Genomic DNA, 24,184 nt, shown 5'->3' on the forward strand with positions numbered 1-24,184 from the left:
GAACTCTCCGGGTCGACATCAATGGTGCACAGATAGTCCGGCTTCTGAATGCCCGTGCCGGTGTAGATGGCAATCGTATAGAGCAACTTTTCGCGGGGTGCCCTCACGGCCTCGGCGGGAGAAGCATAGCCCGGTCCACAGCAATGTTCGGTCATGGGTACTTCCCTAATTTGAACAGATCACTCTCCAGCCCAGGCGGCTGAGACATTAGTGCATGCGTGGCGTTGGCGCTACCGCCGGGGTAGGCGTCGCCGGGTTGGCTGGCGGGAGACAGGACTGCGAGGCGGCTGGACTATAGGAAGCGGCTTTAGATCGATTTGCGGTCGTTCCGAGTGATGGACACAAAGGTCTGCAATGGATCAGGAACGCTGGTTGCGGTGAACGTCGGCTATCGAGCAGCGAAATGGGCTGATGAAGGGCGGCTCAGGGTCAGATCGCGCCATGCGACGCTCGCAACTGATCGACTGCAACGGGTCGGAACTCGGTCGTTTTAGAGTGATTTGGGTTTTGGCGGCTAGAGCGGCCCGGCATGAGGTGGTCCGGACTGTGAACGAGGGGTGTCGGCAGAGCGTGTCTCTAGGGGGCCCCAAGCCAGTGCCACCCCCCGCCGACAAACACCGGCGGGCGGGTGCCTCGGGGACACGATGGTAGATTGCCAATGCGTTCGCGCGTGTGGCCTTAAGTCGCAAACTATTGGCTTCAGAAGCAGGGCGTCGGGCTTCATTGACGGTGCTACCAACACCATATGGTGATCCATAGCCCTCCAAAACGAGAGAAGCTCGCCCCGACGGGTCGCACTGCGGCCGTCAGGCGGCAATTGCTATGAACTAGGAAACCATCATGCCTGAAAATATCAGACTAACTTCGAGAGACGTCCCTCTCATTCAGCTAGGCCTCTATCAGTGCCGCTTCCCGGTGAGCGAAGACCCGTCAGTACCCGGCGGCTATCGTTTTTGTGCTGGGCCAACTTCGCCGGATCGCGTCTACTGCGATCACCACCACAACATCGTGACCGCCGTGGACCCTCGTCGAGCCCGTTCGGGTTTCCATCTCGCTCAACGACGCGCCGCGTAAGCCTGGCTGGCGGGCGCCCTCCCGGCCAGGCGCTATGCGCTCCAACGCCTTGGCCACGACCTTTCCGTCGGCTCGGTCTGGCCCATGCTCCCTTATGCCGTCTTCGCCGATGTATCCCCCGTCGCCCAATTGGGAACGACGCCTTCTCGCCGAAGCGATCGCTTCGGAATGCCGTCGTAGCCCGACCCGAAGCTCCGTGTGCCTTTTCCAACGTCTGGACTCCACTGGAGTGCCTGCACTCGAGAGCGATTGGCTCTCCGGCAGCCGATAAGGACGGGGCGACGTCTCCGACGGTGATCGTAACCAGGTCGCAACCCCGCAACTTGCTGTCGATCGCGAGATTGAACAGTGCAAGATCGCGTTCCGCACCTGATACTTGCAGCTGCTCCAGACCTCTCGTGGCTTGAGCGGAGGCTTCTGGCCAACAGCGCTGGCCACGCGCTCTCCGTTTTGAAACAGGTCCAGTCGAAATGACCCTAGCGACGCCGCTCAGTCGTCGAAGGCCTTTGTGGGGATCCTCTCACCTACGCGAAGCGCAAAATGGGCGCCGTAAGCAGCGACCGCGTCCGCCGGCGCAAAATGCCATCTGGAATAGATTGATGAGACCATTTCGAAGCCCAATGCGACCCACTCGACACATCCGAGAAGTTCCGCTTCACTCATCCCCAGACTAGGAGCGGCCCCAAGTCCAAATACAATTTCAGGCTCGATCTTCCGTTCGGGGAAACCGGAGAGAGAGACCTGAGCGTTCTCAGCAATTTTGCTGAACGGTGCTTTCATACATATAGCCCGAGATGGGCGCTTTTACGGCGTATCTTTCCCACATGCGATGATTGGTGAAGCCGATCTTGCGGCCGATCGAGGGGCCATCCCGCATGTCGAGGGATGGATGAGTAGCAGTCAAGAACGGGCGCCGATTGGCCGGTGCCGAAAAGTCCTGCCAACGCTGCTGCTTCCGCTTCGATGTCGAGCATGCGATATTGATACCTGTCTCAGGCGCGCCGCGAAAGTGGTATCCGCTTTGGGTCATTCCTTCGCCTCCAGCAGGATTCGGTACTCGGGCGGCGCCTTCAGCAAGGAGTCGATAGCGCCACTTGCCAACCTCAGCACCTCTAAGCGCGAACGTCTGGTGTGATGCCCGATGCGCGCGTTCGTAGGGCATCTCCCTGTTACATCGCGGTGACAAAAGCACCGCCACGGTGGCGTCAACCGGTTACGCAGGGCAGGAAATATCTCCGGCCTTCTGGGAGTGGCGTGTCAGCGTCTCTAGAGGCTGCGTGGGCGTGTCTCGGTTGGCTGTTAGCGCCGCGACTGGAACGCTCCACGCCTCGCAAGCAGGATAGCGAAATCTCGTGAAGGCAAGGTCGAGCTGCATTCTGCGTTCTGTATCGGCAACGGCCGGCGACTGGGGCAACGGCCGGCGACTGGGAAAGATGGATACGATGCACGTGGGGCGTCAGGAAGTTGGCAGGACACAGACGCGGGGCGGCCCCCGTGCAGGCGCTTGGCTTGCCGGTGCAATGACCACGCAGCGCCACCTGGCAGCGATCCTGGCTTGCGACGTGGTCGGCTATTCGCGCCTGACGGAGCGCGACGAGCGCGGCACGCTCGAGCGGCTGAAGATCTATCGCAAGGACCTCCTCGAACCGCTGGTCTCCGTGCACCAGGGTCGGATCGTCAAGCTCACCGGCGACGGGATGCTGTGCGAGTTCGCGAGCGTCGTTAACGCTGTGGCCTCGGCGATGGCGATCCAGCAGGCCCTGGCAGAACACGAGGCGGAGATGCCCGAGGAAGAGCGGATTCGCTTGCGCATCGGCGTCAATCTCGGCGACGTGGTCTGCGGGGAGGACGGCGACCTCTACGGCGACGGGGTCAACATCGCCGCCCGCCTCGAAAGCATCGCCGATCCCGGCACCGTGGTGGTCTCGGGCACCGCCTACGACCACCTTCAGGGCAAGCTCGATTGCGGCTTCACGCCGCTCGGCAACCTGCGCCTCAAGAACATCGAGCGGCCCGTGCGCGCCTACCGCGTCGAGACCGACGCCAGCGCCTCGGTGGCTGCACCGCCTCCCTTGCCCGAGAAACCCTCGATCGCTGTTCTGCCTTTCACCAACATGAGCGGCGACCCCGACCAGGAATACTTCGCCGACGGGCTGGTGGAGGACATCATCACGGGATTGAGCCGGGTGAACTCCTTCTTCGTGATCGCCCGCAACTCGTCCTTCACCTACAAGGGCCGGGCGGTGGACCTGCGCCAGGTCGGGCGCGAGCTGGGCGTCCGCTACGTGCTCGAAGGCAGCATCCGCAGAGCAGGATCGCGGGTGCGCATCAGTGGACAGTTGGTGGACGCGATCAGCGGGCATCATGTCTGGACCAACCGCTTCGAGGGCGACGTGAGCGACATCTTCGACCTGCAGGACAAGGTGACCGAGAGCGTCGTCGGCGCAGTCGAACCGAGCATCCGGCTGCAGGAAATCAAGCAGGCGGGCATGAAGCCGACCGAGTACATCAGCGCCTACGACCTCTACCTTCGCGCGCTGCCGCGCTTCTACAGCATGACGCGCGAAGGCTTTGCCGACGTGCGCCGGCTCACCAACGAGGCGCTCAGTATCGACCCTGGTTTCAACTTGGCGAAGGCACTCGGCGCCTATATCCGCAGCCTGTCCGTGAGCCAGTGCTGGCACGAGCCTGACGATATCCGAGTCGCCGCCCGCATGGCGCGCGAGGTACTGGCGGAAGCGCGCGACGATCCCACGAGCCTACGCTTCGCCGCGCAGGTGATCGCCTACAGCGCGAAGGACTACGAGATGGCGTTGCGCACAATCGAGCGATCCCTGCTGCTCAACCCCAATTCGGCGCAGGGCCATACGGGCAGCGGCTGGGTGAACGCACATTCCAGCCGCCCGCTCGTCGCCATCGAGCACTTTCACAGGGCAATGCGGCTGAGCCCGGTCGACCCCGAAAAGGGCATCGCGCTCTCCGGCATCGGGATGAGCTACCTGATGCTCGAGCGCTACGAGGAAGCGCTGGCATGGGGAGAACGTGCGCTGCACGAGATGCCTAACTACGGCTCCTCGCACCGGGTGGTGATCATGGCGCTGATCAAACTCAACCGGCTGGACGAAGCGCAGGCGGCGGCGCGGCGGCTTATGAAGGCGTTCCCGACCTACACGCTCACCCTGCAGAGACAGATCAACCCGTGGCTGGACGAGGTGTTCGCCGAGCGTTACGTCGAGGCGCTGGGCATCTCCGGCGTGCCGGAGTGATCGTCGCGGTTGCAATGCCCGGCGAGGCGACGTTCCCTTGACCCCTTCGCTTCTGGAAGGACAGTTCTCTGGCCGGCTTGTCTGAGGACTGAGCGCGTAGAGCAGCCGTGAACAGCCGGCAAGCTCTCTGTTGGGTTCGCGTCGAACTTCCGGTTTCCACCCCACTGCGACATTCCGACAAAGGCGCTCGTCTCTCCCTTTAGGAGAGCATGACTTTTCCCGCCACCGGCGCTAGCTGCTGCCGTGGTCCCTCACGACTTGGCTGAGGTAGAGCACTGGCCAGGCGCAGCTGGTCGGGGTTGCGCAGCCTGGTCGGGTGCGGTTGAGTTCAAGGGCAAATCCGGCAACGACAACCAGCCGTCGTGACCGACGGCGCCGCGCCTGCTTCCACAGGGCGGCGGCCGCCAGCCGGGTCAGGGTTAGTAGTGAAAAGAGGGGGGAAAGGGCGGCTCTGCCCCCTCTCCCCTGCAAGGGGAAAATCGGTCTCCCCGTCCTTCCTCCGCGCGGCCAGGGCCGCGCTCTGTGCAGGATCGACGCGGATCCACATACGCGGATCGGCGCCGACCCCCGGCTTCGCCTTCGGGCGGGTGATCCCCGTCCGATTTGTCGTCTTGCCCCCTCTCCGCCGCTGTTCCGCACGAGCTCGGGAGCAGGAGCGGGGCTCCTGCCCCTTCGGGCAGGATTTCGCTTCGCGGGAAAAAGGGAAATCAGGAGAAAGCATCATGACCGAGACCATAACCATTTCATTGAACAAGCTGGACGTAGACCCGAAGAACGTCCGCAAAACCTATAGCGCCGAGGGTATCGCGGCGCTGGCAGCGAGCAACAGGGCCGATGGCTACAGGCTGCTGCAAAACCTTGTCGTCAGGAAGGGCGACAAGAAGGGCCGCTATTTCGTGAGCGCTGGCGGGCGACGCCGCGCAGCACTCAATCTGCTGGCCGAGAAGGGAGAGATCGCGAAGGATTCCCCGTTGAATGCAAGGAGCGAGCGGGAGGGGACGCGAAGGCGACCAGTCTTGCCGAAAACGTCTTGCGCGAGGACATGCACTCGGTCGACCAGTACGAGGCGTTCCGCGATCTGGCGGACGAAGGCAAGTCGGTCCCCGACATTGCCGCACGGTTCGGCGCGGCCGAAACGATTGTGCGCCGCTGCCTTGCCCTTGGTCGCGTGTCGCCGCGCCTCTTGGAAGCCTACCGCAACGAGGACATGACCTTTGAGCAGCTTTCGGCCTTCACGATCAGCGACGATCACGAGGCGCAGGAACGGGTGTGGAATGAACTGCCGGCGTGGAACCGTTACGCGCAAAACATTCGTTCCGCGCTTGCTGGCGGGGCGTTCGGGCAAGCGACAAGAGGGTCAAATTTCCTGGGTGGGCTGGACGCCTACGAGGCGGCAGGCGGGAGCGTCAGGCGCGATCTGTTCGATGACAAGGAAGGCGGTTTCGCCGTCGATGTCGTGAAGCTGGACGCCCTTGTCGCAGCCAAGCTTGAAAGCGCTGCCAAGGCAGTGAAGGCGGAAGGCTGGAGATGGGTCGAGATCATGCGAAGCGACGGTCGACTGCCTTGTATCTCGCGTTAGACTTCATCATAGCGAGCTTATCTCGATGCGGATCATGCCGCACATTGCCGATGATGCGGAAACCCCAGCAATAGCCAAGCTGACAAGGCTAGGGCTGGGGAGTTTTTTCGCTCGGGCCGATGTTGATGGCGGCGCTGCGGGGCACAAGGCCGAGCGTGGCGATGGGAACTCCCCGTCGCGGCTGTCTTCCATTAGGCCGTTTCGAGCCGGCTGAACCGAACCGGGATGAGTTTCCGGGTCCCGAGCTGCCCTGCCGCATCCTTGTCGATGACAGTCAGAAACTGTGCTTCTTCAGATCCCAAAGGCAGAACCAGGCGTCCCCCCGGCTTGAGTTGCTTCAGTAAAGCCGGGGGGGTCTGCTCAGCCGCCGCCGTGACCAGGATCTTGTCGAATGGGGCGTGCTCGGGCCAGCCACGAGACCCGTCTCCGACGAATGCCGACATTGGCTAAGCCGAGGCCCTGCAGGAGAGCCTTCGCATGGATTGCGAATTCCTCGATGATTTCGACGCTCCAAACCTGCCCGGCGAGCTCCGCAAGAATTGCGGTTTGATAGCCCAGGCCGGTGCCGATCTCGAGCACCGCCTCGTGCGGTTGCGGCGCAAGGAGATCGGTCATGAGAGCGACGATGAACGGCTGCGAGACGGTTTTATCGAAGCCGATCGGCAGGGGCATGTCCTGGTAGGCATAAGCTGCAACCGAGGCTGGAACGAAGAGATGCCGCGGCACTCGCCGCATCGCTGCCATCACCCGCTCATCGGGCGCCGCCTTGCCGAGTTCTTCGCTTGCAAGGTCGGTATGGATTGCAATCATCTCGACCATGTGCCTGCGTAGGACCGCCAGATGCTCTTCGTTCATTGGCTTCATGACAGTCGGGCTTTTCCTCAACCAGGCTTGATGCCACAGTAGTCTTATATCCCGTTCAGTCACAGAAACGCCCGCCATCGTTTCCAGTTGCGGGTGCCCCACGGCAAGTGGAGGTGATTTGGGCGTTGCGTTTTGGTCGTTATCGACCACGGCGCGTTCGCAGAAACGAACTCAGACGAACGCACGACTGTTGAGGTGAGGGAAGATGCCGAGCGCAGCCCTCATCGGCAAGCGTTTCGATGAATTCGCCATCCGTTCCAGGCGGAACGCGGGCAACGACGCTTGAGGTGCGCCTCACAATATTGGAAAGCACCCTTCGCGCCTTGCCCGGGCCGATGTTGCGCTGCATGTGCTGGTAGACGGCCAGCAGCAGGACGATATCGTACTTCGGCAGAAGGATATTGCCGAGGCGCCGGCTGCCAAGATTTAGGCGATCGAACCGGGCATGTACCGGGGAGCCCCTCAATAACATTTTTGCCGTTTCGATATGAGGTTTGGCAATGTCGATCCCATGGATCGAACTGGGTCTTAGCTTGGATATCTCATAGGCGACGACACCCATGTTGCAGCCAATATCGAGAATTTCCTTGTCGGCACAAAGTGGCAAGCGAGCCGAACAGCCAGTCGCTAATGCCCTTGAGGTCGTGGTTCCCGCCAAGGTGGACCGGGCCGAACCTCGTTGCGGACAGAAAGACTCTCGGCGAGCACGCCGTCGAACGTCATCGCCGAGAGCTGGTTTTGCCAACGTCGAAGACGGCGATATTCGCGCCGTCCGCCTCCTGCCCGTCATGCATTGGGTCAGATCAGACCGTATTGGCGAGCCTTGTTGCGCAGGAAAGGCAAGCCATTGCCCATCACTTCGGCCTCGTCCTTCGCGACCGGCCGCCAGACGGAGAGGCCATAGGAGACTTCCGGCGGCATGTTGATGAAGCTTTCCATGGCAAGTCCGCCCTTGAAGCCGATCGCCGCGAGCGTTGCGTAGATCTCGTCCCAGGGGCAGTTGCCGGTGCCCGGGGTGCCGCGATCGCTCTCTGACAAGTGAATGTATTTCAGGTGCTCACGAGCGGCCAGAATACCATTGGCGGCCCCCTTCTCCTCGATGTTCATGTGATAGGTGTCGAGATGGACAAAGATGTTGTCGGCGCCGACTTTCTCGAGCATCCAGACGGCCTGCGCGCCGGTATTTATCAGGTGGTTCTCGTAGCGGTTCACCGCCTCGATTCCGAGCTCTATGCCGCGCGTCTTGGCGTGCTTGGCGGCGACGGTCAGCACATGCGCGATGTTGTCGTATTCCTTGTCGGTGGGTGGCACGCCGGTGCGTTCACCGATACCACCGAAAATCACACCGGAAAGCGCCAGAGCGCCCATCTCTGCAGTCTTGTCGATGGCCACTTTGAGATGTTCGATGGCGGCATCCGGCCGCACCGAGGCCCAGGCCCGCTCCGGCAAGCCAAGCGAGCAAACAGCTGGAAGATTGTGCTTTTCGAGCAAGGCGCGCGTATGCGCGGCATCGACCGCCGGCGCGTTCAGAAGCGCGATCTCGATAAAGTCCATGCCGTATTTGACGGAAGCGGCGATCGCCTTCTCTGCGCCCGCCCGGTCCCAGTTCATCGTCCACATCGAGGTGTGGACCCCAAAACCATGCATCTAACTCACCCTTTGTTTGTGTTTAGGAACTTTAGGCGCCCAGCAAGCCAGCGCAGGATCATCACGGTGATCATCAAAATGCCCCAGACCGCCGTCGCCAGATGCTGGTTGGCGCCCATCAGATTGAGTCCCGAGGACAGAAGCTGGAGCACCACGAGCGCGACGAAGACAGGGATCACGCGACCGAAGCCGCCGAACGGATTGACCCCGCCAAGAAAGCAGGCAAGCACAGTGATCAGCAGGTAGGACTCGCCGTGGCCGACACGCACCGAATTGAAGCGCGCCAGCATGATGATACCGGCGACCGCGCACATCGCACCGGACAGTGTGTAGACCAGAACCTGCACCTTGCGCGTATTAATGCCGGAGTAGCGCGTGGCCTCGATGTTGGAGCCGATCATATAGGTGTTGAAGCCTAGCTTCATGCGTGTCAGCAGGAGCTGCCAGATCAGCACACAGGTGATGAAAATGAGCAACGGAACCGGGATACCAAGAATCGAACCGTAGCCGATCGGCGCCAGGAAGCTGGGAAAGCCGGACACGTCGCCGCCATGCGTCAGGAACTCACCGAGACCGCGCAGGAAAATCATCATCGACAGCGAGACCAGGATCGGGTGAGCCTTGGTGTTGGCGATGACGAGCCCCATGATCAGTCCACTAAGTGCTCCGACCGCAAGGGCAAGGATCGCGCCAAGGACAAAGGCACCGATGCCCGCGTCGACGCCGCCCTGGCTTTGAAGGATCCAAGCGAGCGTCAGCCCGGCGATGTTGGCGGTGAAGGTGGTGGCCAGGTTCAGGCCGCCGGTCAGGATCGGGAGCAGCATGGCGAGTGTGAGCAGGCCGAGCTCCGGCAGCTGGTAGGCGACGGAGCCAAAAGTGGCCCGGGAAAGGAAGTTCGGTGCGGCAATGCCGAACACGATCATGACTACCACGAACGCAGCAAGCGGACCTGCCAGTTCGGGGCCAAGCAAGTTGCGGACGCGTTCAATCACAGCCGTCATGAAGGCACCCGCCGGCTTTTCAGGAACGGCAGCAGGCGTTCGATGCTGGTGTTCGACAGGGTAATGGCGGCTAGGATGATGGTGCCGACGATCATCTTGAACGCGAAAGGCGACACGCCCATCAAATTAAGTCCGTTCTGGGTGATCGAGACCAACAGAACGCCAAGAATGCAGCCGAGCACGCTGCCTTTGCCGCCGCCAAGCCGTGCACCGCCAAGGACCACGGCTGCCAGGACGTCGAGTTCGCGCCCATATAGGGCGTTAGGCACGACTTCCTGCGCGTAATGCGCTTGGACGAGACCGGCGATGCCTGCCATCAGGCCAAGCCAGCCGAAGGCGATAAATTGCATGGCCCCAACATTGATGCCGAAGCGGCGCGCGCCTTCCGGATTGTCGCCAAAAGCGTAGAGTTGGCGACCAGTGGTCGTGCGCGTGATCAGCCCCCAGGTAGCGAATACGCACATGGCCATAATGAGCACGGGTAGGGTGATCTCCGCCCAGGTGCCGTCAGCCATCTCGCGCTCGAACAGCACCACGCGGGTGGTGAGCCAGTCCGGCAGATTGTAGATCGAAACGCCGCCTGTGAAGAACATCAGCAAGCCGAAAAAAATGTTGAAGGTCGAAATCGTGGCGACGATCGAGATGATCCTGAACCTGTGGATCAGGAAAGCATTGATGCAGCCCAACGTGACGCCCAATGCGCCAGCGATGGTGAGGCCGACAATCCAATTCCCGCCGCCGATCCAGCCAAGGACTATTGCCGTCAGATATTGCACCACGGAGGCGGCAACCGCGAAGGAGATGTCAATGCCGCCGGCAATCAGCACGACGAGCAGACCGACGGCGAAGATGATGTTGACCGAACTTGTGTTCAGGAGGTCAAACGCATTGCCGAGGGTGAAGAACCGGTCTGTCGCAAACGACAGAAAGGCGCAGATGACCGCGATCACGGCGAGCAAAGCCAGCTCTGTTGCATGAGAGCGGACAAACCTACGCATAGACCGCCTCTTCGATCGCCTGGAGGGACGTGGCGCCGGGAATATATTCGCTGACAACGCGCCCCTGAGCCATGTGCAGCACACGGTCCGCGTTGAAATAGACTTCCGGTACCTCGTCCGAGATCAGGATAATCGATAGGCCGCTGTCGGCCAGCTTGGAAACGATATTGAATATGCCGGCACGCGCGCCAACATCAACACCGACCGTCGGTCCGTCGAGGATCAGCAGTTTCGGTTGAGTGGCCAGCCATTTTGCAATGGCGACACGTTGCTGATTTCCCCCCGACAGGGTCGAAACCGCGTCTTCCTGCATTCCGATCCTAACGCCGAGATCCCTTATCCAGCTACTGACCAGGGACCTTTTGCGATCGCTCGAAATGAAACCGCCCGAAAGAACCTTGTCCAGCGAGGCAATGACCATGTTGTCGGCAATTGATTGGGGCTGAATGAGGCCGAGCGACAGCCGGTCTTCCGAAAGATAGGCGACGCCGGCGGCGATCGCGTCACGGTTGGAACCGAAGCGAACGGGCCTGCCATCCAGCACAACAGAGCCGGACCTCGGCTTGCGCATGCCGAACAAGGTCAACGCCAGCTCGGTGCGCCCTGCCCCAAGCAGCCCGGTGACGCCGAGCGTCTCGCCGCGCCGGACCGTCAATGACACATCCTCGAATTCACCGGGCCGCGACAGCCCTTTAACCTCAAGCATGACCGGGCTCGTGCTCAAATCGCGATGCAGGACGGAATAGTCGAAGGTCTTACCGGTCATCAGCTCGGTGATGCGCGATTGGGTCAGACCTTTGGTCGGATAGACGCCAACCAAGGCGCCGTCGCGCAGCACCGTCACACGGCTGGAGATTTCGAGAACCTCCGCCAGGCGATGACTGACGAACACAACGGCAACGCCCGACGCCGACAGATTGCGCACAATGTCCAGCAGATAGTCGGTTTCAGATTGGGTGAGCGAGGCCGTCGGCTCGTCCATGAAGACAAGCTTCGCTTCGCCGACGAGCGCGCGCGCTATAGCTACGATCTGCCGCTGTGCGATTGGAAAATTGTGGAGTGCGAGATCGACATCGAGGGTAACACCAAGACGTTGCAAGGCGTTGGTCGCGACACGCCGCATTTCGGCATAGTTCACCAGTCGCGGCCAGCGGCCGATGACAGTCTGGAACGCGATGTTCTCGGCGACGGTCATCTCGGGGAACAGGGCGAGGTCCTGCCAGATGACCTGAATTCCGCCGGCCTGCGCCGTCACCGGTGACATATGGGCGTAGCTCTGGCCGTCATAGGCGATCTCGGCGCCGGCCTCGGGCCTGTACACGCCAGTGATGACCTTGATCAGCGTGCTCTTGCCTGAACCGTTCTCGCCGGCGAGGCAATGCACCTCGCCCGGCAGAACCTCGAAGCTGACATTCTTCAGCGCCTTGACGCCGCCAAACGTCATGTTGACATTTCGGAGCGATAGCAGCGGCCGTGACGCGGAGCCATCGGGTGCCTGATCAGCCATCGAGTTGAACCTGGATCTAATCGCGTTGACACATCCTCAGGCGGGCCGGCTCGAGGCCAGCCCGGCTGCCACAGCCTTGCGAGGCTTTACAGGCCCATCGCCGCAAGGCCGTCGACAGTGTCCTTGTTGATCGGGACCAGCTGATCGACGATGATGTTATGGTTTTCGAAGTCGGGCTTGACTGTCCCTAGCCCTTCGATCGTATCGCCATCCTTGACTTCTTTGCCCTTCATGAGCTGGTCGGCCAGCGTGACGAAAACCTCACCCGCCTGCTTCGGATTCCACATGAAGCCGCCGGAGATCGCGTCGCTCTTGATGAGCTTCTGTCCCTGCCCCGGCGAGAATGGGCCGAGCACGAATATCTGGCCCACCTTCCGGCGCTCTTCGATTGCGCGGCCAGCGCCGATCGGGCCTTGGCTGCCGAAGGCAAGGAAGCCTTTCAAGCCGGGATTGGCGGAAATCAGGTCAAGTGCAGTGCTGCGGCTCTTGTCCACATCCTCGGCGACGCCATAACGATCGCCGACAAGCTTCATGTCCGGATGGTTCTTCTTCAGATACGCGATTGCCGCATCGGCCCAGGCATTGTGCAGCGGGACCGTCAGCGAACCAACGAAGACTGCATATTCACCTTTGCCGCCCATCTTGTCCGCCAAGAGCTTGGCATGAGCCTCGCCGAAGCCGGTCGCGGACGCGAGTTCGAAATCCCAGTCGGCGCCCTTCTGGCCGGGCGATTCATGCGTGATGACGATGATGCCGGCGTCCTTCGCCTTCTGCAGGACAGGTTCAAGCACCTTCGCGTCATTCGGCACGACACCTATGACCTTGACGCCCTGTGCGATCAGATCCTCGATGGCGCGAACTTGCAGTGCCGGATCGGCACTAGTCGGGCCAACCATGAATGCGTCGACGCCGAGCTTCTGGCCGCGCTCCTTGATCCCCGCCTCCATTGCGTTGAACCAGGGAATGCCGCCGATCTTGACGACGACGCCGACTTTGCCGGCCTGCTGAGCCATGGCAGCGATTGATCCGCCAACCATAAGGGTCGCGGCGAGCGCCGCGATCATGATTTTTTTCATCTGTACTCCTCCCATAGCGTTCCCAAAGGGGACATACGTCCGCCACCGATTTGTGCTTGCACAATCGATGGTGCAAAAACTATCTTGCATCAAGATGCGCTCGTCAAGGGAGATATTGCTCCAGCGGGATATTGCTCTAAAGAGACCCTCCGGAGGGCCACATGGATCAGCAGGTCAAGAAGAAGGCGACGATCTATGATCTGTCCGTGCTATCGGGCAGTTCGCCGTCGACCGTGAGCGCGGTGCTGAATGGCACTTGGCGCAAGCGCCGCATCAAAGAAAGCACGGCGGAAACAATTCTCAGCCTCGCCGAACGCCACCAGTACACCACCAATCTGCAGGCGCGAGGCTTGCGACGGTCGCGATCGGGCCTGGTCGGCCTGATGCTGCCCATCCACGACAATCGCTACTTCTCCTCCATGGCGCAGACATTTGAGGGACATGTGCGCAGCCGCGGTCAATGCCCGGTCGTGGTCAGTGCCAGCCGCGACCCGGAAGAGGAACGGCGGACCGCGGAGACGCTGATTTCCTACTCAATCGACCAGCTCTTCATCGTCGGCGCCACCGATCCGGACGGCGTGCACGAGGTCTGCGAGGCGGCGGGACTGAGGCATGTCAACATCGACCTGCCGGGAGCAAAGGCGCATTCGGTGATCAGCGACAACTATGAGGGCGCGCGGATGCTGACGGAGGCAATCATCCGCCAATTCGGCAATGATGACCCCCTGCGGCCGGACGAGCTGTTTCTGTTTGGCGGCCGCAACGACCACGCAAGCCGCGAACGCATCGCCGCTTTCCATGCGACCAAAAAGGCACTGTTGGGCGCCGACCCTGATGACGGAGTACAGTCCTCCGGCTATTCGCCCGAGATAACGTTGCGTGCCTTCGAGGCATTTTGCCAACGCCGTGGCAAGCTGCCGCGCGCATTGTTCATCAATTCGTCGATCAATATGGAGGGTCTGCTGCGTTTCATGGCGGGCCGGCCGGCGGAGATGTTTAGCGACCTTGTCGTCGGTTGCTACGACTATGACCCATTCGCCTCTTTCCTGCCCTTCCCCGTAATCATGGTGCGGCAGAATTTTGAGGCGATGATTGCGAAAGCGTTCGAACTGGTCAATGAACCGCCGACGGCCCCGCAGATTTTCCTGATTGCGCCGGAGTTGATCCAACCGAGGTCCGCTTTGAAAGGGCCGCTCGACACGCTGAAGGATATAGCGTGAGCGCCCCGAGAACGGATCTTTGCACAGCTCCCCGCACGCAGGTATCAAGACCCGAGACGTGTAGCGTTATGGAAACCAGCGGCGGTTCGTACCTCACAGGGGTGCGCGGGTTTGCCTGTTCATGACGTGTGCACGGCTCTGATCTGAACCGGTCGGATGCAGCCGGCGTCGATCCCGTCGGGCGGGGCTCCGGGAACTGTCCTGTCCCTTGACAGTGGAAACCCGATTTCGGGCCAGTCTAACTGGCGGTTACTAGGCGTATGGCCAACTCATGCGCCTAAGTTTGTCTACGGCTCGCGCGCACCTGGCAAGCCCGCCCACCTAGTCCCCCGCTTGGTGCAACAGCGCCCGTCCGGCTCCGCCGCACCCAACCGTGCGGCGGGCTTTTTTCCGCGGTGGAACACCGGCGCGCAGGGAAGTTCGGCAAAGGCAGCAAACCCTTCGCCTCACAGTATTGCTGCGGGATCGCTTGTCCTGTCGCCCACGTTTCGATCGACAAGGTCATATCGACCGACAACGCTCGCTAGGGCTTCCCGATGATGGGAGTCATGCTTGGTCCTTTCTCGGCAGAGAGCCGGCAACAAGCCGAAGGCGTTCATAAAGAACAGCCTCGTCGAACTCGCCGTCCGAGAAGAGTGCCACTGCGGTCATGCTCAGGCGCTCCGCTTGCTGGCTACTAACCGAGATACCGGCCTCGGCGCAGACACGATGAAAGACCTCTGTTTCAACAAGGCCAAATCGCCAGGATAATATGCCACTCATTGAGACAGGCCCATGGCAGCTGCTTCGACGATCGCCTCGGTTAGCTCTTCGTCGGATGCGACCAAACAAGGCGCAGCCTGCCTAATTTGCTTCAGTGCCGTTTTCATCGAAACTGTGTCGCCATACTCGGCCCTATTTAGAAGTGCAGCGATGCTTGTTCTAGAACTGGAGTTACCCGTTGCGCATTGCTCATCCAGTCCATCCCCAAAAACACGCCCCGCTGGGACTATTCCCGATTGGCTTCAATTGGATGTAACAAACGTACGGTTGCTCCACCGTTGCTTAGCCGCTCAGTCCGGAATATTGGTGAAAATTTATTCGGCCTGCGTCTTAACGCGATGGCTGTATTTGGAGTGCGGGTGCATGCTACGGAGCTCTGGCCTTGGCCGGCTGTCCTTTATCGAATTCCAAATGCCCATATTGGTCGAGAAGCCGCCCAGGGCCTTGCAGGCCTTCAACCTCCCACACCTACGGCAAGGGTGGTCCTGTTCTAAGCGCTCGTTCGACGAACCTCGAAGATCATCGTCGGTAGCGGGCCTACCTCTTCCGAGGCGGCGCCGCGTCCTCGAGTCCAACATTTGCGAGTAGAGCGTCAGAGCCTCATAGCCAAGCCAGATGCCACGTCGGTCCAGCTCAGCGTCGTGAACAACAATGTCTCGCTATATGGGGACTATGACTTTGACGTCGCTATTGGCCTGGTCGAGACGGACGCGAACGGCGCCATCAGGTATGAAGATGACGGCAGGCACCGTGCACGAGTTCGCTATAACTATCCGGCATATGTGAGCGTAGGTGCGCGAAAATATCCCATGGAGATGCCTCTGCACCGGTCCAGTATGCTGCCGTGGTCTTCGGCGGCCTGATGGCGGGGCTGGCAGGCGTTTCTTTCTGTCGGCCAAGCGGCGCGTTTCGTGCCGGACATGACCAACGGACGCGGCTGGCTGGCGATCATCATCCTCATCGCCGGCCTGTGGCGGCCCTACCCGATTTGGTAGCGGCATTAGTGTTTCCTTCCTCGACGCGCTGCAATTGCAAATCCAAGGCATCGGCATAGCCATTCCCTACCAATATATGTTGATGATGCCCTATGTTGCGGCGATCGTCGCGCTGATGATCCGTCGCTCGCGGGCCAGCGCCCCGGCCATTCTCGGCGTGCCGTACGCACGGAATAGGGCAGCGCTGTCCGAAGCCGCTGCTCGCTTTCAGTATTCCCGACCAGCACGGCTGTCGCCATCGAGCGCGTCCAAGCTTGTCTGGAGGCGATGAAAGCGAAGCTTGCCGGCTTGATATTTGTGGGGAAAAGGGTTTGTTGCGGAATAACGAATTGTTTGCCTGGTTGGCAATAAACAGCTCATCCATTTCAACGCGCGCCATTAGACAAGAGGAAAACTCGATGACGGTTTCTCCAGACCAAAACGACCAGGCTGATCTCGTAGCAATTACCGCCGACATCGTTTCCGCCTATGTTTCGAACAATCCTCTGCCGGTCGGCGAGTTGTCGAAGCTGATCGGGGACACCCATGCCGCTTTGCAAGGGGTCGGCAAGCCCGTGGCTCCGGCCGCAGTCAAACTGGAGCCCGCGGTGTCGATTAAGAAATCGGTGACACCGGATTTCATCATCTGCCTGGAAGACGGGAAGAAGTTCAAATCCTTGAAGCGTCATATTGGGACGCATTACAATCTGAGCCCTGACCAATACCGCCAGAAATGGAACCTGCCCTCGGATTATCCGATGGTGGCGCCGAACTACACGGCTACCCGCTCGGCCCTGGCAAAATCGATAGGCCTGGGGCGCAAGGCAGCAGTGCCAGCAATAGCTGCGGCAGAAAAACCAAAACGAGCTGTTCGCACCGCGGCAGCGACAACCGCAATCAAGTCGCCGGTGAGGAAGGCGCGCAAGGCACCCGTTAAAGCTTAGAGTGCTGCACCCAACGTATGTGCTAGTCAGCAGCGGACCTGAACATGGCGAAGCCCCGCCTTTTGCGGCGGTGCTCCGTTTGGGCGGATGACTCTGCGGTGGGGCGGACCAGATGAGGGAGAACTCGCCCTCGGTCTCGGTTTCGACCAGGCTCGCATAGATCGGAGCGGGGAAGCTCGGATCGTCGAGCTTGACCGAGTGATAGTCGCGGCCCGCGCGCGAGGTCTTCTTCCATGCGGCGCCGAACTCGGTAGCGCCGGCGAAGATGCGGAAGCATTTCTCATTCGACTTCGACCGGGGTGAACCTCACCGTCCTTCACGCCGAGGTGGCGGCGATCCGAAGTGACGCTGGCGCCTCGCGCCAGCTGTTGGTGGCGGCTTTGGAGCGCCGGCTGACGCTCATCGCTCCGTGCCGTTGGTGATCGCTACCAAGCGGTCAAGACAAGGCCCGAGCGCCTTGAGGCTCCCAACCTGTCCGCCGAGGATGTGAACGCGTGCTAGATAAGCGCTGGGTTCTGTCGGCAATTTGTCACCAGGCGCGTGGAAGCCTGCTTCGATCTGGTCACGCAGCGCATCTGCGCCTCCGAAACGAACGACCTGCGGGACGTTCGATGTTCGACCTGCTGCATGGGTCCTCCAACTTTTGCGGGCCATGACGTCGCATACACCCGGCGCAAGATAAAATCGAAGTCATCATACGAAAATTCAGCTTCCGAGGGCGAGATTGCTAAAGTCATCATGTGTCCTCTGCTATGCACCGCATCTCGCTCGCCGGTCGGCTGCGCGCTTTTCCAGCAGGCAGAACTGCGGGCGATGGCGGCGATGATTGTCCTCGGATAGCGAGCTGAGCGCGTGCAAGCCGCAGGTATCAATTAGCGGACATCAGCTCAATGCAGTAATCGGCCGAAAGGGGCCGCCATAATTCGCCTGGCCTATTCGAAGGAATAGGTAAACCCTTGGCCTGAGGCGCCAACCGTGACCTTCGTCATCTTTTCGCCCGTGAGCGACCGGTTCAGCACGCCGCGGCTCAGTTCCGGAAGAAGCGTGTTGGTTAGGATGGCGTCAATCATTCTGCCGCCGGATTCGATCTCCGTGCAGCGGGTCTTGACCAGATCCATTACACCGTCGCCGATTACCAATTCCGCATCGTTGGTCGCGCGCAGCCGGCGAGCAATCTTGGCGAACTGATGACGGGTGATCGCTTCGATCATCGAATCCGAAAGCGGAAAGTAGGGGATGGTCACCACCCGGCCGAGAAAGGCCGCAGGGAAGACTTTCAGCAATGGGCTGCGTAATGCGGTGTCCAGTTCGTCGAGCCCTGCCCGGACCGCGCCATTCCTTGTCCGGTCCATAATCACTTCGGAGCCGACATTCGACGTAAGAAGGATCAGCGTGTTCTTGAAATCGATGCGTCTACCTTCACTGTCGTCCATCATCCCTTTGTCAAAGACCTGGAAGAAGATTTCGTGCACGTCTGGATGCGCCTTCTCGACCTCGTCGAGCAGGATCACCGAATAGGGTTTGCGTCGCACCGCCTCGGTGAGAATTCCTCCCTTGCCGTAGCCGACATAGCCGGGCGGCGCGCCCTTCAAGGTAGAGACCGTATGCGCCTCCTGGAATTCAGACATGTTGATCGAGATCAGGTTCTGCTCTCCGCCGAAAAGCGTTTCGGCCAGTGCCAAGGCGGTTTCGGTCTTGCCGACGCCCGAGGGGCCGCAAAGCAGAAATACACCCACCGGCTTTTCCGGAGCGCCGAGACCGGCGCGGCTGGTCTGCACGCGCTTGGCGATCATCTCCATGGCGTGATCCTGTCCGACAACGCGCTCGGACAGAGTGGCCGCGAGCCGCAGCGCCTTCTCGGTCTGACTCGACAGCATCCGCCCCGTCGGGATGCCCGTCCAGTCCTGGACCACCGCCGCCACGGCGTTGCGGTCGACCGATGGCAGGATCAGCGGTGTTTCGCCTTGCGCCTCGGCCAGTTCGCTCATCAGTTCGCGCAGCCGAGCGAGATCGGCAGCCGGATCGGGAGGAGAAGTACCGCCTCCCGCCGCAAGCTTCGTCCCGGCGTTGGACCGTTCGGTCTCCGGCAGGTCCACGCTCTCTGTCTCAGTGGCGGCCTCCTGCCCTTCCACGGCATCGAGAGGCACGCCGTCACCGCGTAGCCTGGCGCGCAGTTCGAGTATCTCGGCCACCAGCGCCTTTTCGCGCTCCCAGCGCTGTTGCGCGGCTGCTAGCGTGCGTTCGGTCTCAGCAAGCCCAGCCTCGACCCGTGCCTGCCGCTCAGCCACTTCGATGCCGATTGCAGCCTCGCGGCCGATAATGCCGCGCTCGACCTCCAGCGCCTGACGACGGCGCATGATGTCCTCGACCTCGGCCGGCGTGGCGTGCTGCGATACGGCGACACGCGCGCAGGCGGTGTCGAGAAGGCTGACCGCCTTGTCCGGCAACTGGCGCGCCGGGATGTAGCGATGCGACAGGGCGACCGCCGCGTCGATCGCCTCGTCCAATATCTGCACTTCGTGGTGCTGTTCGAGAACGCCGGCTACGCCGCGCAACATGAGGATGGCAACCGATTCCGAAGGCTCGTCGATCTTTATCACCTGGAAGCGGCGGGTCAGTGCCGGGTCTTTTTCGATGTGCTGCTTGTATTCCGACCAGGTCGTTGCCGCTATCGTGCGAAGTTCGCCGCGCGCCAGCGCCGGCTTGAGCAGATTGGCAGCGTCGCCGGTTCCGGCAGCACCACCGGCACCGATCAGGGTATGAGCTTCGTCGATGAAGAGGATGACCGGCGCTTCAGAGGATTGAACTTCGTCGATTACGGTCTTCAGCCGCTTTTCGAATTCACCCTTTACGCTAGCGCCTGCCTGCATCAATCCAACGTCGAGCATGCGCACGCTCACTCCCTGCAGTGGGGGCGGCACATCGCCTTTGGCGATGCGCAGAGCAAAACCCTCCACGACTGCGGTCTTGCCGACACCCGCCTCCCCGGTCAGGATCGGGTTGTTCTGGCGGCGCCGCATCAGTATGTCGACAATCTGCCTGATCTCCGGATCGCGGCCGACGACCGGATCAATCTTTCCGTCGCGGGCGCGCTGAGTCAGGTCGGTGGCATATTTGGCCAGTGCCGAATCCCCGCCCGGAACCCGCCGCGGCGCCTCTGCCGCGGCGACCGTAGGCGAAGCGCCGGCTTCGAGTGAGCCCTCCGTGATATCGGCGAAGCGCGCCACTACGGCGTCGGCGTCAATTTTGTCGAACTCGCCGCTGATCTTCGACAGCAGGCCTTCCAGTACCGGTGTCTTCAGGCAAGCAAGCAGAACATGTGCGCTGCGAACCTCCTCCACGCCGAATTCCAGTGTTGCCAGATTCCATGCCTCCTGGATGGCGTGGAAGATATGGTCCGAAAACTCTTCGATCGAGGTTGCGCCATAAGGCAGTTTGTCCACCGCGCGCGTCATATCGGCCGTAAGTCGGCTCGCATCCAGTCCCGCATCGGCGATCATCATTTGCACATCCGAGCGGTCGGAGAGCACGAGCTGCTCAATGAAGTGGACGAGTTCGACGTAAGGATTGCCGCGCAGCTTGGCGCTGTCGGCCGCTGCCTTGAAGGCGCGCAACCCTAGAGGATTGAGCTTGCCGACCAGTTCCTTGCGCTTGAAACTCTGCGATGACCGGCGCTGTTCCATCGAACGTGCTCCTGCACTCTGCAAGTGGATAACCTGCCACATAAGCAGCCGCTTGACAAAGTGCGGGATGAACAAAGGTTTCGATCCCCGATTATGCGGGCTCCCATCATTGGTGGAAGATCCTGCATCGCCGGCTGCAAACAACCACGAGCCTGAGATCCCAGGCACGACATTTCCGGTCCAGGGCTCGGCAATCACGCCTTTCGGATTCCACAATCAAGACAAGGCTGCATTAGCTTTTGTTAATTTTTCCGCACTCGCTGAATTGTGGAAAAGCGCAACCGTGTGATAACGTAGGGGCAGGTCGGCCTCAGGGCCGGCGACTGGGGGATCGGTGTGATCGACGTCGCACTCTGGCTTGCTCCGCTCGACGGTGAAAATCCGTCGGGAGAGGATTTGCGTAACGATCCGGCGTTTCACGAACTGGAGCGCCTGACGGAGCCCCAGGTCAAGGTTGTCCATGACGGCAACAACAGGCCGGTCTCGCAAAGCACCATTCCCGTTGACTGGCCAGCAGTGCTCACCAAGGCTGAGGAATTGCGCGCGCGTGGCCGCGACTTGCGCCTGATTGTAATTGTCACACGCGCACTGGCCAACGAGCAGGGACTGGCCGGGTTGGCGCAGGGTCTGACGCTTATTGGGCGGACGTTCGACCTGCATTGGGAAACCATGCACCCGGCGCTGCGCCCCAACACGTCGCCTCGCGAGGCCGCCTTGCGCCGCATCAACGCGCTGCTCGACCTTCAAAATGGTCAGAACGGGCTGCTGGCCAACCTACGGCAAATGACTTTCTTTGCGCCACGCTCGATCGGGCCGATCAGCGGACGCGACCTGGAACACGCTGCGCTCGACGACCGCGTCATGCTGCAAGAAGCAGCGTCAGGATTGAATGCGGCCGAAAAGGCAGCGCTTGTCAGTGCGCACGGACAACTGTTGAATCGGGTCCGTGCCGGGTGCGCGGCACAGGCGGATCAAGCCAATCAGGAAATGCAGTCGCTCATCGCCAATGCGCGCGCGGCGGTCGCGGCACTGGAAGCCGTCGAGACAGCCCTCAACGCTCGCCTTGAAGGCAGCGGCGGGACCACCATTCCGGAATTAAAACGGTTCCTGCAGCGTTTGTTGACAACCCTCGAGCGCAACTCGGCTGCCGGCGCGATGGCGAATGGCTCGGCAAAGCCGTCCCCTTCGCTTGCAGAACCGATAATGCCTGCCCGAAACGGTCATGGAGCCGATGCAATGGCAAGTGTGGCTGGCTGCGCGGACTCGAGCACCGGACTCCCTGACAGGATTTCTTCGCGCGACGACGTGGTAAAATGCCTGGACCTCGTAGTCGCCTTTTATGACCGCACCGAACCGTCGAGCCCGATTCCCCACCTCGCCCGCCGTGTGCGCCGGATGGTGCATATGGATTTTGTAGAACTGATGGAAGATCTCGCCCCGTCGGGATTGAAGGAGTTCCGGCTTCTTGCCGGCGTTCCCGATGCCAAGAAGACGGCTCCGAAGGATGAAAGGTAGCAAGCAATGCCAGCCGAAAGCAAAGCCAAGGTCATCGAACGAAATCGCGCGCCGCGGGTGCAGATCGCCTATGACGTGGAAACCTATGGCAGTCCAACGACAATCGAGCTGCCGTTCGTCATGGCCGTCATGGCCGATCTTTCGGGGGCTTCGCAGACGAAGGAAGCGGCCAAGTCGGTGCTGGACCGCTCCTTGGTCGAGACCGATGCGAACCGTTTCCCGCGTTTCATGGAGGCACTTGGACCACGCGTGAAAGCCCGCGTGAAGAATACGCTGCCACAGGCTGAAGGCGCCGAGCGGGACGAGGAGCTGGCGCTCGACCTTACCTTCACCAAGATGGGCGATTTTGCGCCGGACAAGATTGCCGAGCAGGTGCCCCAATTGGCCGAAATCCTCAAGATGCGCCGCCAACTCGAGGAACTTCTCGGCTTCATGGACGGGCGCGTCGACGCCGAAAAGCGCATTGCGCAACTGCTGAACAATGAACCGCTTCTTGGCCAGATCGCCAGCCAGGCACTGGCGGACGACAAGGCAGGGGAATGACCATGGCCGAACAGCAAAAAACCGCCGCCGTCGCCGAGGCGGAAACCATCGATCTTGGAGAATTCAGCGGGCTCCTCGAGAAGGATTTCAAGGTCAAGAAGGACGACAGCGAAAAGCTGCAGCAATTGGTGCGCAATCTCGCACTTGCAGCGCAGACACGTTCCGATACCACGACCATCTCGTCGAATGCGATCAAGTCGATCAAGTCGCTGATTGCCGGAATCGACAAGATGCTTTCCGAACAGGTCAACGAGATCCTGCACGCGCCGGAAGTGCGCGAAATGGAGGGCACATGGCGTGGCCTGTGGTATCTCGTCAACAATACCGAGACGGATCAGAAGCTGAAGATCCGGGTGATGAACATCTCCAAGGAGCAGCTGGCCGACACGCTTGAGGATTATGAGGGCCAGATGTGGGATCAGAGCCCGATCTTCAAGAAAGTCTACACGGACGAGTATTCGATGCTTGGCGGCGAGCCGATCGGCTGTGTGATCGGTGCGTACGAATTCTCCAACCACCCGCGCGACGTCGGTCTGCTGCGCAACATCTCCGGCATCTGCGCCTCAGCGCACACGCCTTTTATCGCAGCTGCCTCGCCTCGCCTGTTCCGCATGGATAGCTGGCAGGAATTGCCGAATCCGCAGGACCTGCAGCAGATCGTCTCCAACCCCGCCTATGCCTCCTGGCAGTCGCTGCGCGAGAGCGAGGATGCACGCTACATCGGCCTGACCATGCCTCGCGTTCTGGCGCGGCTGCCGTATGGCACCGATACCGTTCCGGTGAAGGGCTTCACCTTCGAGGAGGAGGTGCATGGCGACCACAACAAATATGTCTGGATGAACGCTGCCTTCCCGATGGGCGTGAACATAAACCGCAGCCACAAGCTCTATGGCTGGGGTACGCAGATCCGCGGCGTCGAAAATGGCGGCACGGTCCTCAACCTGCCAGTTCACAGCTTCCCGACCGATGATGGCTCGATAGCGATGAAATGTCCGACGGAGGTCGCCATCGACGACCGGCGCGAGGCGGAGCTGGCCAAGCTCGGCCTGATGCCCATCCTGCATCGAAAGAACACCGATCTCGCCGCCTTCATTGGCGCCCATTCGCTGCAGGACGACGAGACAAGGGCGGGACGGCTGGTCGACCCCGATGCGCAAGCCAACGAGCGGCTGAGCGCCAACCTGCCCTACCTTTTCCCGGTCTCGCGCTTTGCCCACTACCTCAAGGCGATCGCGCGCGACAAGGTCGGTTCGTTCAAGGAGCGCTCCGACATGCAGATCTGGCTGACCGAATGGATCAACCGGTATGTGTTGGCCAACCCGGCCTTTGCCGATGACAAGGCGCGCGCCAAGCGCCCGCTCGCCGCCGCCGAGGTTCAGGTGGACAGCGTGGAGGGACGCCCAGGCTACTACAATGCCCGCTTCTATCTGCGCCCGCATTATCAGCTGGAGGGTATCAATGCCTCGCTCCGGCTGGTTTCGGAACTTCCGTCCGTAAAGACTTGATTTGCAGCAACAACATCTTGGTTTTT

At 60.8% G+C, this 24,184-nt stretch carries 18 protein-coding genes and 5 pseudogenes; 9 read left to right on the plus strand and 14 right to left on the minus strand.

What is annotated here, in order from left to right; all coding sequences use genetic code 11:
* From NKI24_RS27175 to NKI24_RS27195, 4 genes and pseudogenes are all read right to left on the minus strand, one after another.
* Nucleotides 1–155: selenium-binding protein SBP56-related protein (locus NKI24_RS27175; RefSeq protein WP_352749874.1), on the minus strand; the 155-nt coding region annotated here is incomplete at its 3' end.
* Nucleotides 156–1,345: 1,190 nt separating this feature from the next.
* Nucleotides 1,346–1,512 (minus strand): annotated as a pseudogene (locus NKI24_RS27185) (tyrosine-type recombinase/integrase); the annotation flags it as partial.
* 51 nt (nucleotides 1,513–1,563) lie between these two features.
* A complete protein-coding gene (locus NKI24_RS27190; RefSeq protein ID WP_352749815.1) occupies nucleotides 1,564–1,854 on the minus strand; it encodes a hypothetical protein in 291 nt (96 codons plus the stop codon).
* Nucleotides 1,826–2,104 carry a hypothetical protein gene (locus tag NKI24_RS27195; RefSeq protein WP_352749817.1) on the minus strand — a complete coding sequence of 93 codons (279 nt, stop codon included), beginning with the start codon at nucleotides 2,102–2,104 and terminating at the stop codon, nucleotides 1,826–1,828. Before NKI24_RS27195 ends, NKI24_RS27190 begins: the two co-directional genes overlap by 29 nt.
* Before the next feature lie 490 nt (nucleotides 2,105–2,594).
* On the opposite strand from NKI24_RS27195, the gene NKI24_RS27200 reads away from it, so the two are divergent.
* The 3 genes and pseudogenes from NKI24_RS27200 (at nucleotide 2,595) to NKI24_RS27210 (ending at nucleotide 5,919) form a co-directional block, all read left to right on the plus strand.
* Nucleotides 2,595–4,340 (plus strand): adenylate/guanylate cyclase domain-containing protein, encoded by a 1,746-nt coding sequence (locus NKI24_RS27200; protein ID WP_352749819.1) that lies wholly within the window; start codon nucleotides 2,595–2,597, stop codon nucleotides 4,338–4,340.
* Nucleotides 4,341–5,062: 722 nt separating this feature from the next.
* Nucleotides 5,063–5,224, plus strand: a pseudogene (locus NKI24_RS27205) (hypothetical protein); the annotation flags it as partial.
* 146 nt (nucleotides 5,225–5,370) lie between these two features.
* Nucleotides 5,371–5,919: a ParB/RepB/Spo0J family partition protein gene (locus tag NKI24_RS27210; protein ID WP_352453126.1), complete on the plus strand. Its 549-nt coding sequence runs from the start codon at nucleotides 5,371–5,373 to the stop codon at nucleotides 5,917–5,919.
* Nucleotides 5,920–6,110: 191 nt separating this feature from the next.
* Here the strand turns inward: NKI24_RS27210 and NKI24_RS27215 are convergent.
* The 7 genes and pseudogenes from NKI24_RS27215 to NKI24_RS27245 form a co-directional block, all read right to left on the minus strand.
* Nucleotides 6,111–6,783, minus strand: a pseudogene (locus NKI24_RS27215) (protein-L-isoaspartate(D-aspartate) O-methyltransferase).
* A 139-nt stretch (nucleotides 6,784–6,922) separates the two neighbouring features.
* Nucleotides 6,923–7,573: a class I SAM-dependent methyltransferase gene (locus NKI24_RS27220; RefSeq protein WP_352749821.1), complete on the minus strand. Its 651-nt coding sequence runs from the start codon at nucleotides 7,571–7,573 to the stop codon at nucleotides 6,923–6,925.
* An 8-nt stretch (nucleotides 7,574–7,581) separates the two neighbouring features.
* Nucleotides 7,582–8,430, minus strand: a complete 849-nt coding sequence (locus tag NKI24_RS27225; RefSeq protein WP_352453096.1) for a sugar phosphate isomerase/epimerase family protein — start codon at nucleotides 8,428–8,430, stop codon at nucleotides 7,582–7,584.
* A 5-nt stretch (nucleotides 8,431–8,435) separates the two neighbouring features.
* Nucleotides 8,436–9,431 (minus strand): ABC transporter permease, encoded by a 996-nt coding sequence (locus NKI24_RS27230; protein ID WP_352749824.1) that lies wholly within the window; start codon nucleotides 9,429–9,431, stop codon nucleotides 8,436–8,438.
* Nucleotides 9,428–10,429, minus strand: a complete 1,002-nt coding sequence (locus NKI24_RS27235; RefSeq protein ID WP_352692789.1) for an ABC transporter permease — start codon at nucleotides 10,427–10,429, stop codon at nucleotides 9,428–9,430. The genes NKI24_RS27230 and NKI24_RS27235 overlap by 4 nt, the downstream gene beginning before the upstream one ends.
* Entirely contained in the window at nucleotides 10,422–11,936 is a 1,515-nt protein-coding gene (locus NKI24_RS27240; protein ID WP_352749826.1) for a sugar ABC transporter ATP-binding protein, read from the minus strand. Before NKI24_RS27240 ends, NKI24_RS27235 begins: the two co-directional genes overlap by 8 nt.
* An 86-nt stretch (nucleotides 11,937–12,022) precedes the next feature.
* Nucleotides 12,023–13,012, minus strand: a complete 990-nt coding sequence (locus tag NKI24_RS27245) for an autoinducer 2 ABC transporter substrate-binding protein (protein WP_352692793.1) — start codon at nucleotides 13,010–13,012, stop codon at nucleotides 12,023–12,025.
* Nucleotides 13,013–13,173: 161 nt separating this feature from the next.
* Between NKI24_RS27245 and NKI24_RS27250 the strand changes: the two genes are divergently transcribed.
* Both NKI24_RS27250 and NKI24_RS27255 read left to right on the plus strand, forming a co-directional pair.
* Nucleotides 13,174–14,232, plus strand: coding sequence for a LacI family DNA-binding transcriptional regulator (locus tag NKI24_RS27250; protein ID WP_352749829.1), 1,059 nt, complete (start codon nucleotides 13,174–13,176; stop codon nucleotides 14,230–14,232).
* A 2,155-nt stretch (nucleotides 14,233–16,387) separates the two neighbouring features.
* Nucleotides 16,388–16,912, plus strand: coding sequence for a Ros/MucR family transcriptional regulator (locus NKI24_RS27255; RefSeq protein WP_352749830.1), 525 nt, complete (start codon nucleotides 16,388–16,390; stop codon nucleotides 16,910–16,912).
* A 99-nt stretch (nucleotides 16,913–17,011) separates the two neighbouring features.
* On the opposite strand, the pseudogene NKI24_RS27260 reads toward NKI24_RS27255, so the two are convergent.
* The 3 genes and pseudogenes from NKI24_RS27260 to tssH form a co-directional block, all read right to left on the minus strand.
* A pseudogene (locus NKI24_RS27260) lies at nucleotides 17,012–17,185 on the minus strand (DUF736 domain-containing protein); the annotation flags it as partial.
* 234 nt (nucleotides 17,186–17,419) lie between these two features.
* Nucleotides 17,420–17,566, minus strand: a pseudogene (locus tag NKI24_RS36020) (FadR/GntR family transcriptional regulator); the annotation flags it as partial.
* Nucleotides 17,567–17,844: 278 nt separating this feature from the next.
* Nucleotides 17,845–20,595, minus strand: coding sequence for a type VI secretion system ATPase TssH (gene tssH / locus NKI24_RS27265; protein ID WP_352749831.1), 2,751 nt, complete (start codon nucleotides 20,593–20,595; stop codon nucleotides 17,845–17,847).
* Between the two features lie 67 nt (nucleotides 20,596–20,662).
* Here tssH and NKI24_RS27270 point away from each other — a divergent pair, with 67 nt between their 5' ends.
* The 4 genes from NKI24_RS27270 to tssC are packed head-to-tail and all read left to right on the plus strand — an operon-like array spanning nucleotide 20,663 to nucleotide 24,158.
* The gene (locus NKI24_RS27270; RefSeq protein WP_352692803.1) at nucleotides 20,663–20,884 is read left to right on the plus strand and encodes a hypothetical protein; all 222 of its coding nucleotides are present in this window, start codon (nucleotides 20,663–20,665) and stop codon (nucleotides 20,882–20,884) included.
* Nucleotides 20,885–20,931: 47 nt separating this feature from the next.
* Nucleotides 20,932–22,110: a type VI secretion system protein TssA gene (gene tssA / locus NKI24_RS27275; protein WP_352749833.1), complete on the plus strand. Its 1,179-nt coding sequence runs from the start codon at nucleotides 20,932–20,934 to the stop codon at nucleotides 22,108–22,110.
* Nucleotides 22,111–22,116: 6 nt separating this feature from the next.
* Nucleotides 22,117–22,653, plus strand: coding sequence for a type VI secretion system contractile sheath small subunit (tssB, locus tag NKI24_RS27280; protein ID WP_023678574.1), 537 nt, complete (start codon nucleotides 22,117–22,119; stop codon nucleotides 22,651–22,653).
* A gap of 2 nt (nucleotides 22,654–22,655) precedes the next feature.
* The gene (gene tssC / locus NKI24_RS27285; protein WP_023720342.1) at nucleotides 22,656–24,158 is read left to right on the plus strand and encodes a type VI secretion system contractile sheath large subunit; all 1,503 of its coding nucleotides are present in this window, start codon (nucleotides 22,656–22,658) and stop codon (nucleotides 24,156–24,158) included.
* Nucleotides 24,159–24,184: the final 26 nt, after the last annotated feature.

It is taken from the genome of Mesorhizobium sp. M0701 (genome assembly GCF_040320365.1).
Taxonomy (GTDB): domain Bacteria; phylum Pseudomonadota; class Alphaproteobacteria; order Rhizobiales; family Rhizobiaceae; genus Mesorhizobium.

What these genes read in the sequence shown, in the direction of transcription:
- NKI24_RS27190 (WP_352749815.1), bottom strand. Translation starts at nt 1,854, where the DNA reads ATGAAAGCACCGTTCAGCAAAATTGCTGAGAACGCTCAGGTCTCTCTC.
- NKI24_RS27195 (WP_352749817.1), bottom strand. Translation starts at nt 2,104, where the DNA reads ATGACCCAAAGCGGATACCACTTTCGCGGCGCGCCTGAGACAGGTATC.
- NKI24_RS27200 (WP_352749819.1), top strand. Translation starts at nt 2,595, where the DNA reads ATGACCACGCAGCGCCACCTGGCAGCGATCCTGGCTTGCGACGTGGTC.
- NKI24_RS27220 (WP_352749821.1), bottom strand. Translation starts at nt 7,573, where the DNA reads ATGACGGGCAGGAGGCGGACGGCGCGAATATCGCCGTCTTCGACGTTG.
- NKI24_RS27225 (WP_352453096.1), bottom strand. Translation starts at nt 8,430, where the DNA reads ATGCATGGTTTTGGGGTCCACACCTCGATGTGGACGATGAACTGGGAC.
- NKI24_RS27230 (WP_352749824.1), bottom strand. Translation starts at nt 9,431, where the DNA reads ATGACGGCTGTGATTGAACGCGTCCGCAACTTGCTTGGCCCCGAACTG.
- NKI24_RS27235 (WP_352692789.1), bottom strand. Translation starts at nt 10,429, where the DNA reads ATGCGTAGGTTTGTCCGCTCTCATGCAACAGAGCTGGCTTTGCTCGCC.
- NKI24_RS27240 (WP_352749826.1), bottom strand. Translation starts at nt 11,936, where the DNA reads ATGGCTGATCAGGCACCCGATGGCTCCGCGTCACGGCCGCTGCTATCG.
- NKI24_RS27245 (WP_352692793.1), bottom strand. Translation starts at nt 13,012, where the DNA reads ATGAAAAAAATCATGATCGCGGCGCTCGCCGCGACCCTTATGGTTGGC.
- NKI24_RS27250 (WP_352749829.1), top strand. Translation starts at nt 13,174, where the DNA reads ATGGATCAGCAGGTCAAGAAGAAGGCGACGATCTATGATCTGTCCGTG.
- NKI24_RS27255 (WP_352749830.1), top strand. Translation starts at nt 16,388, where the DNA reads ATGACGGTTTCTCCAGACCAAAACGACCAGGCTGATCTCGTAGCAATT.
- tssH (WP_352749831.1), bottom strand. Translation starts at nt 20,595, where the DNA reads ATGGAACAGCGCCGGTCATCGCAGAGTTTCAAGCGCAAGGAACTGGTC.
- NKI24_RS27270 (WP_352692803.1), top strand. Translation starts at nt 20,663, where the DNA reads ATGAACAAAGGTTTCGATCCCCGATTATGCGGGCTCCCATCATTGGTG.
- tssB (WP_023678574.1), top strand. Translation starts at nt 22,117, where the DNA reads ATGCCAGCCGAAAGCAAAGCCAAGGTCATCGAACGAAATCGCGCGCCG.
- tssC (WP_023720342.1), top strand. Translation starts at nt 22,656, where the DNA reads ATGGCCGAACAGCAAAAAACCGCCGCCGTCGCCGAGGCGGAAACCATC.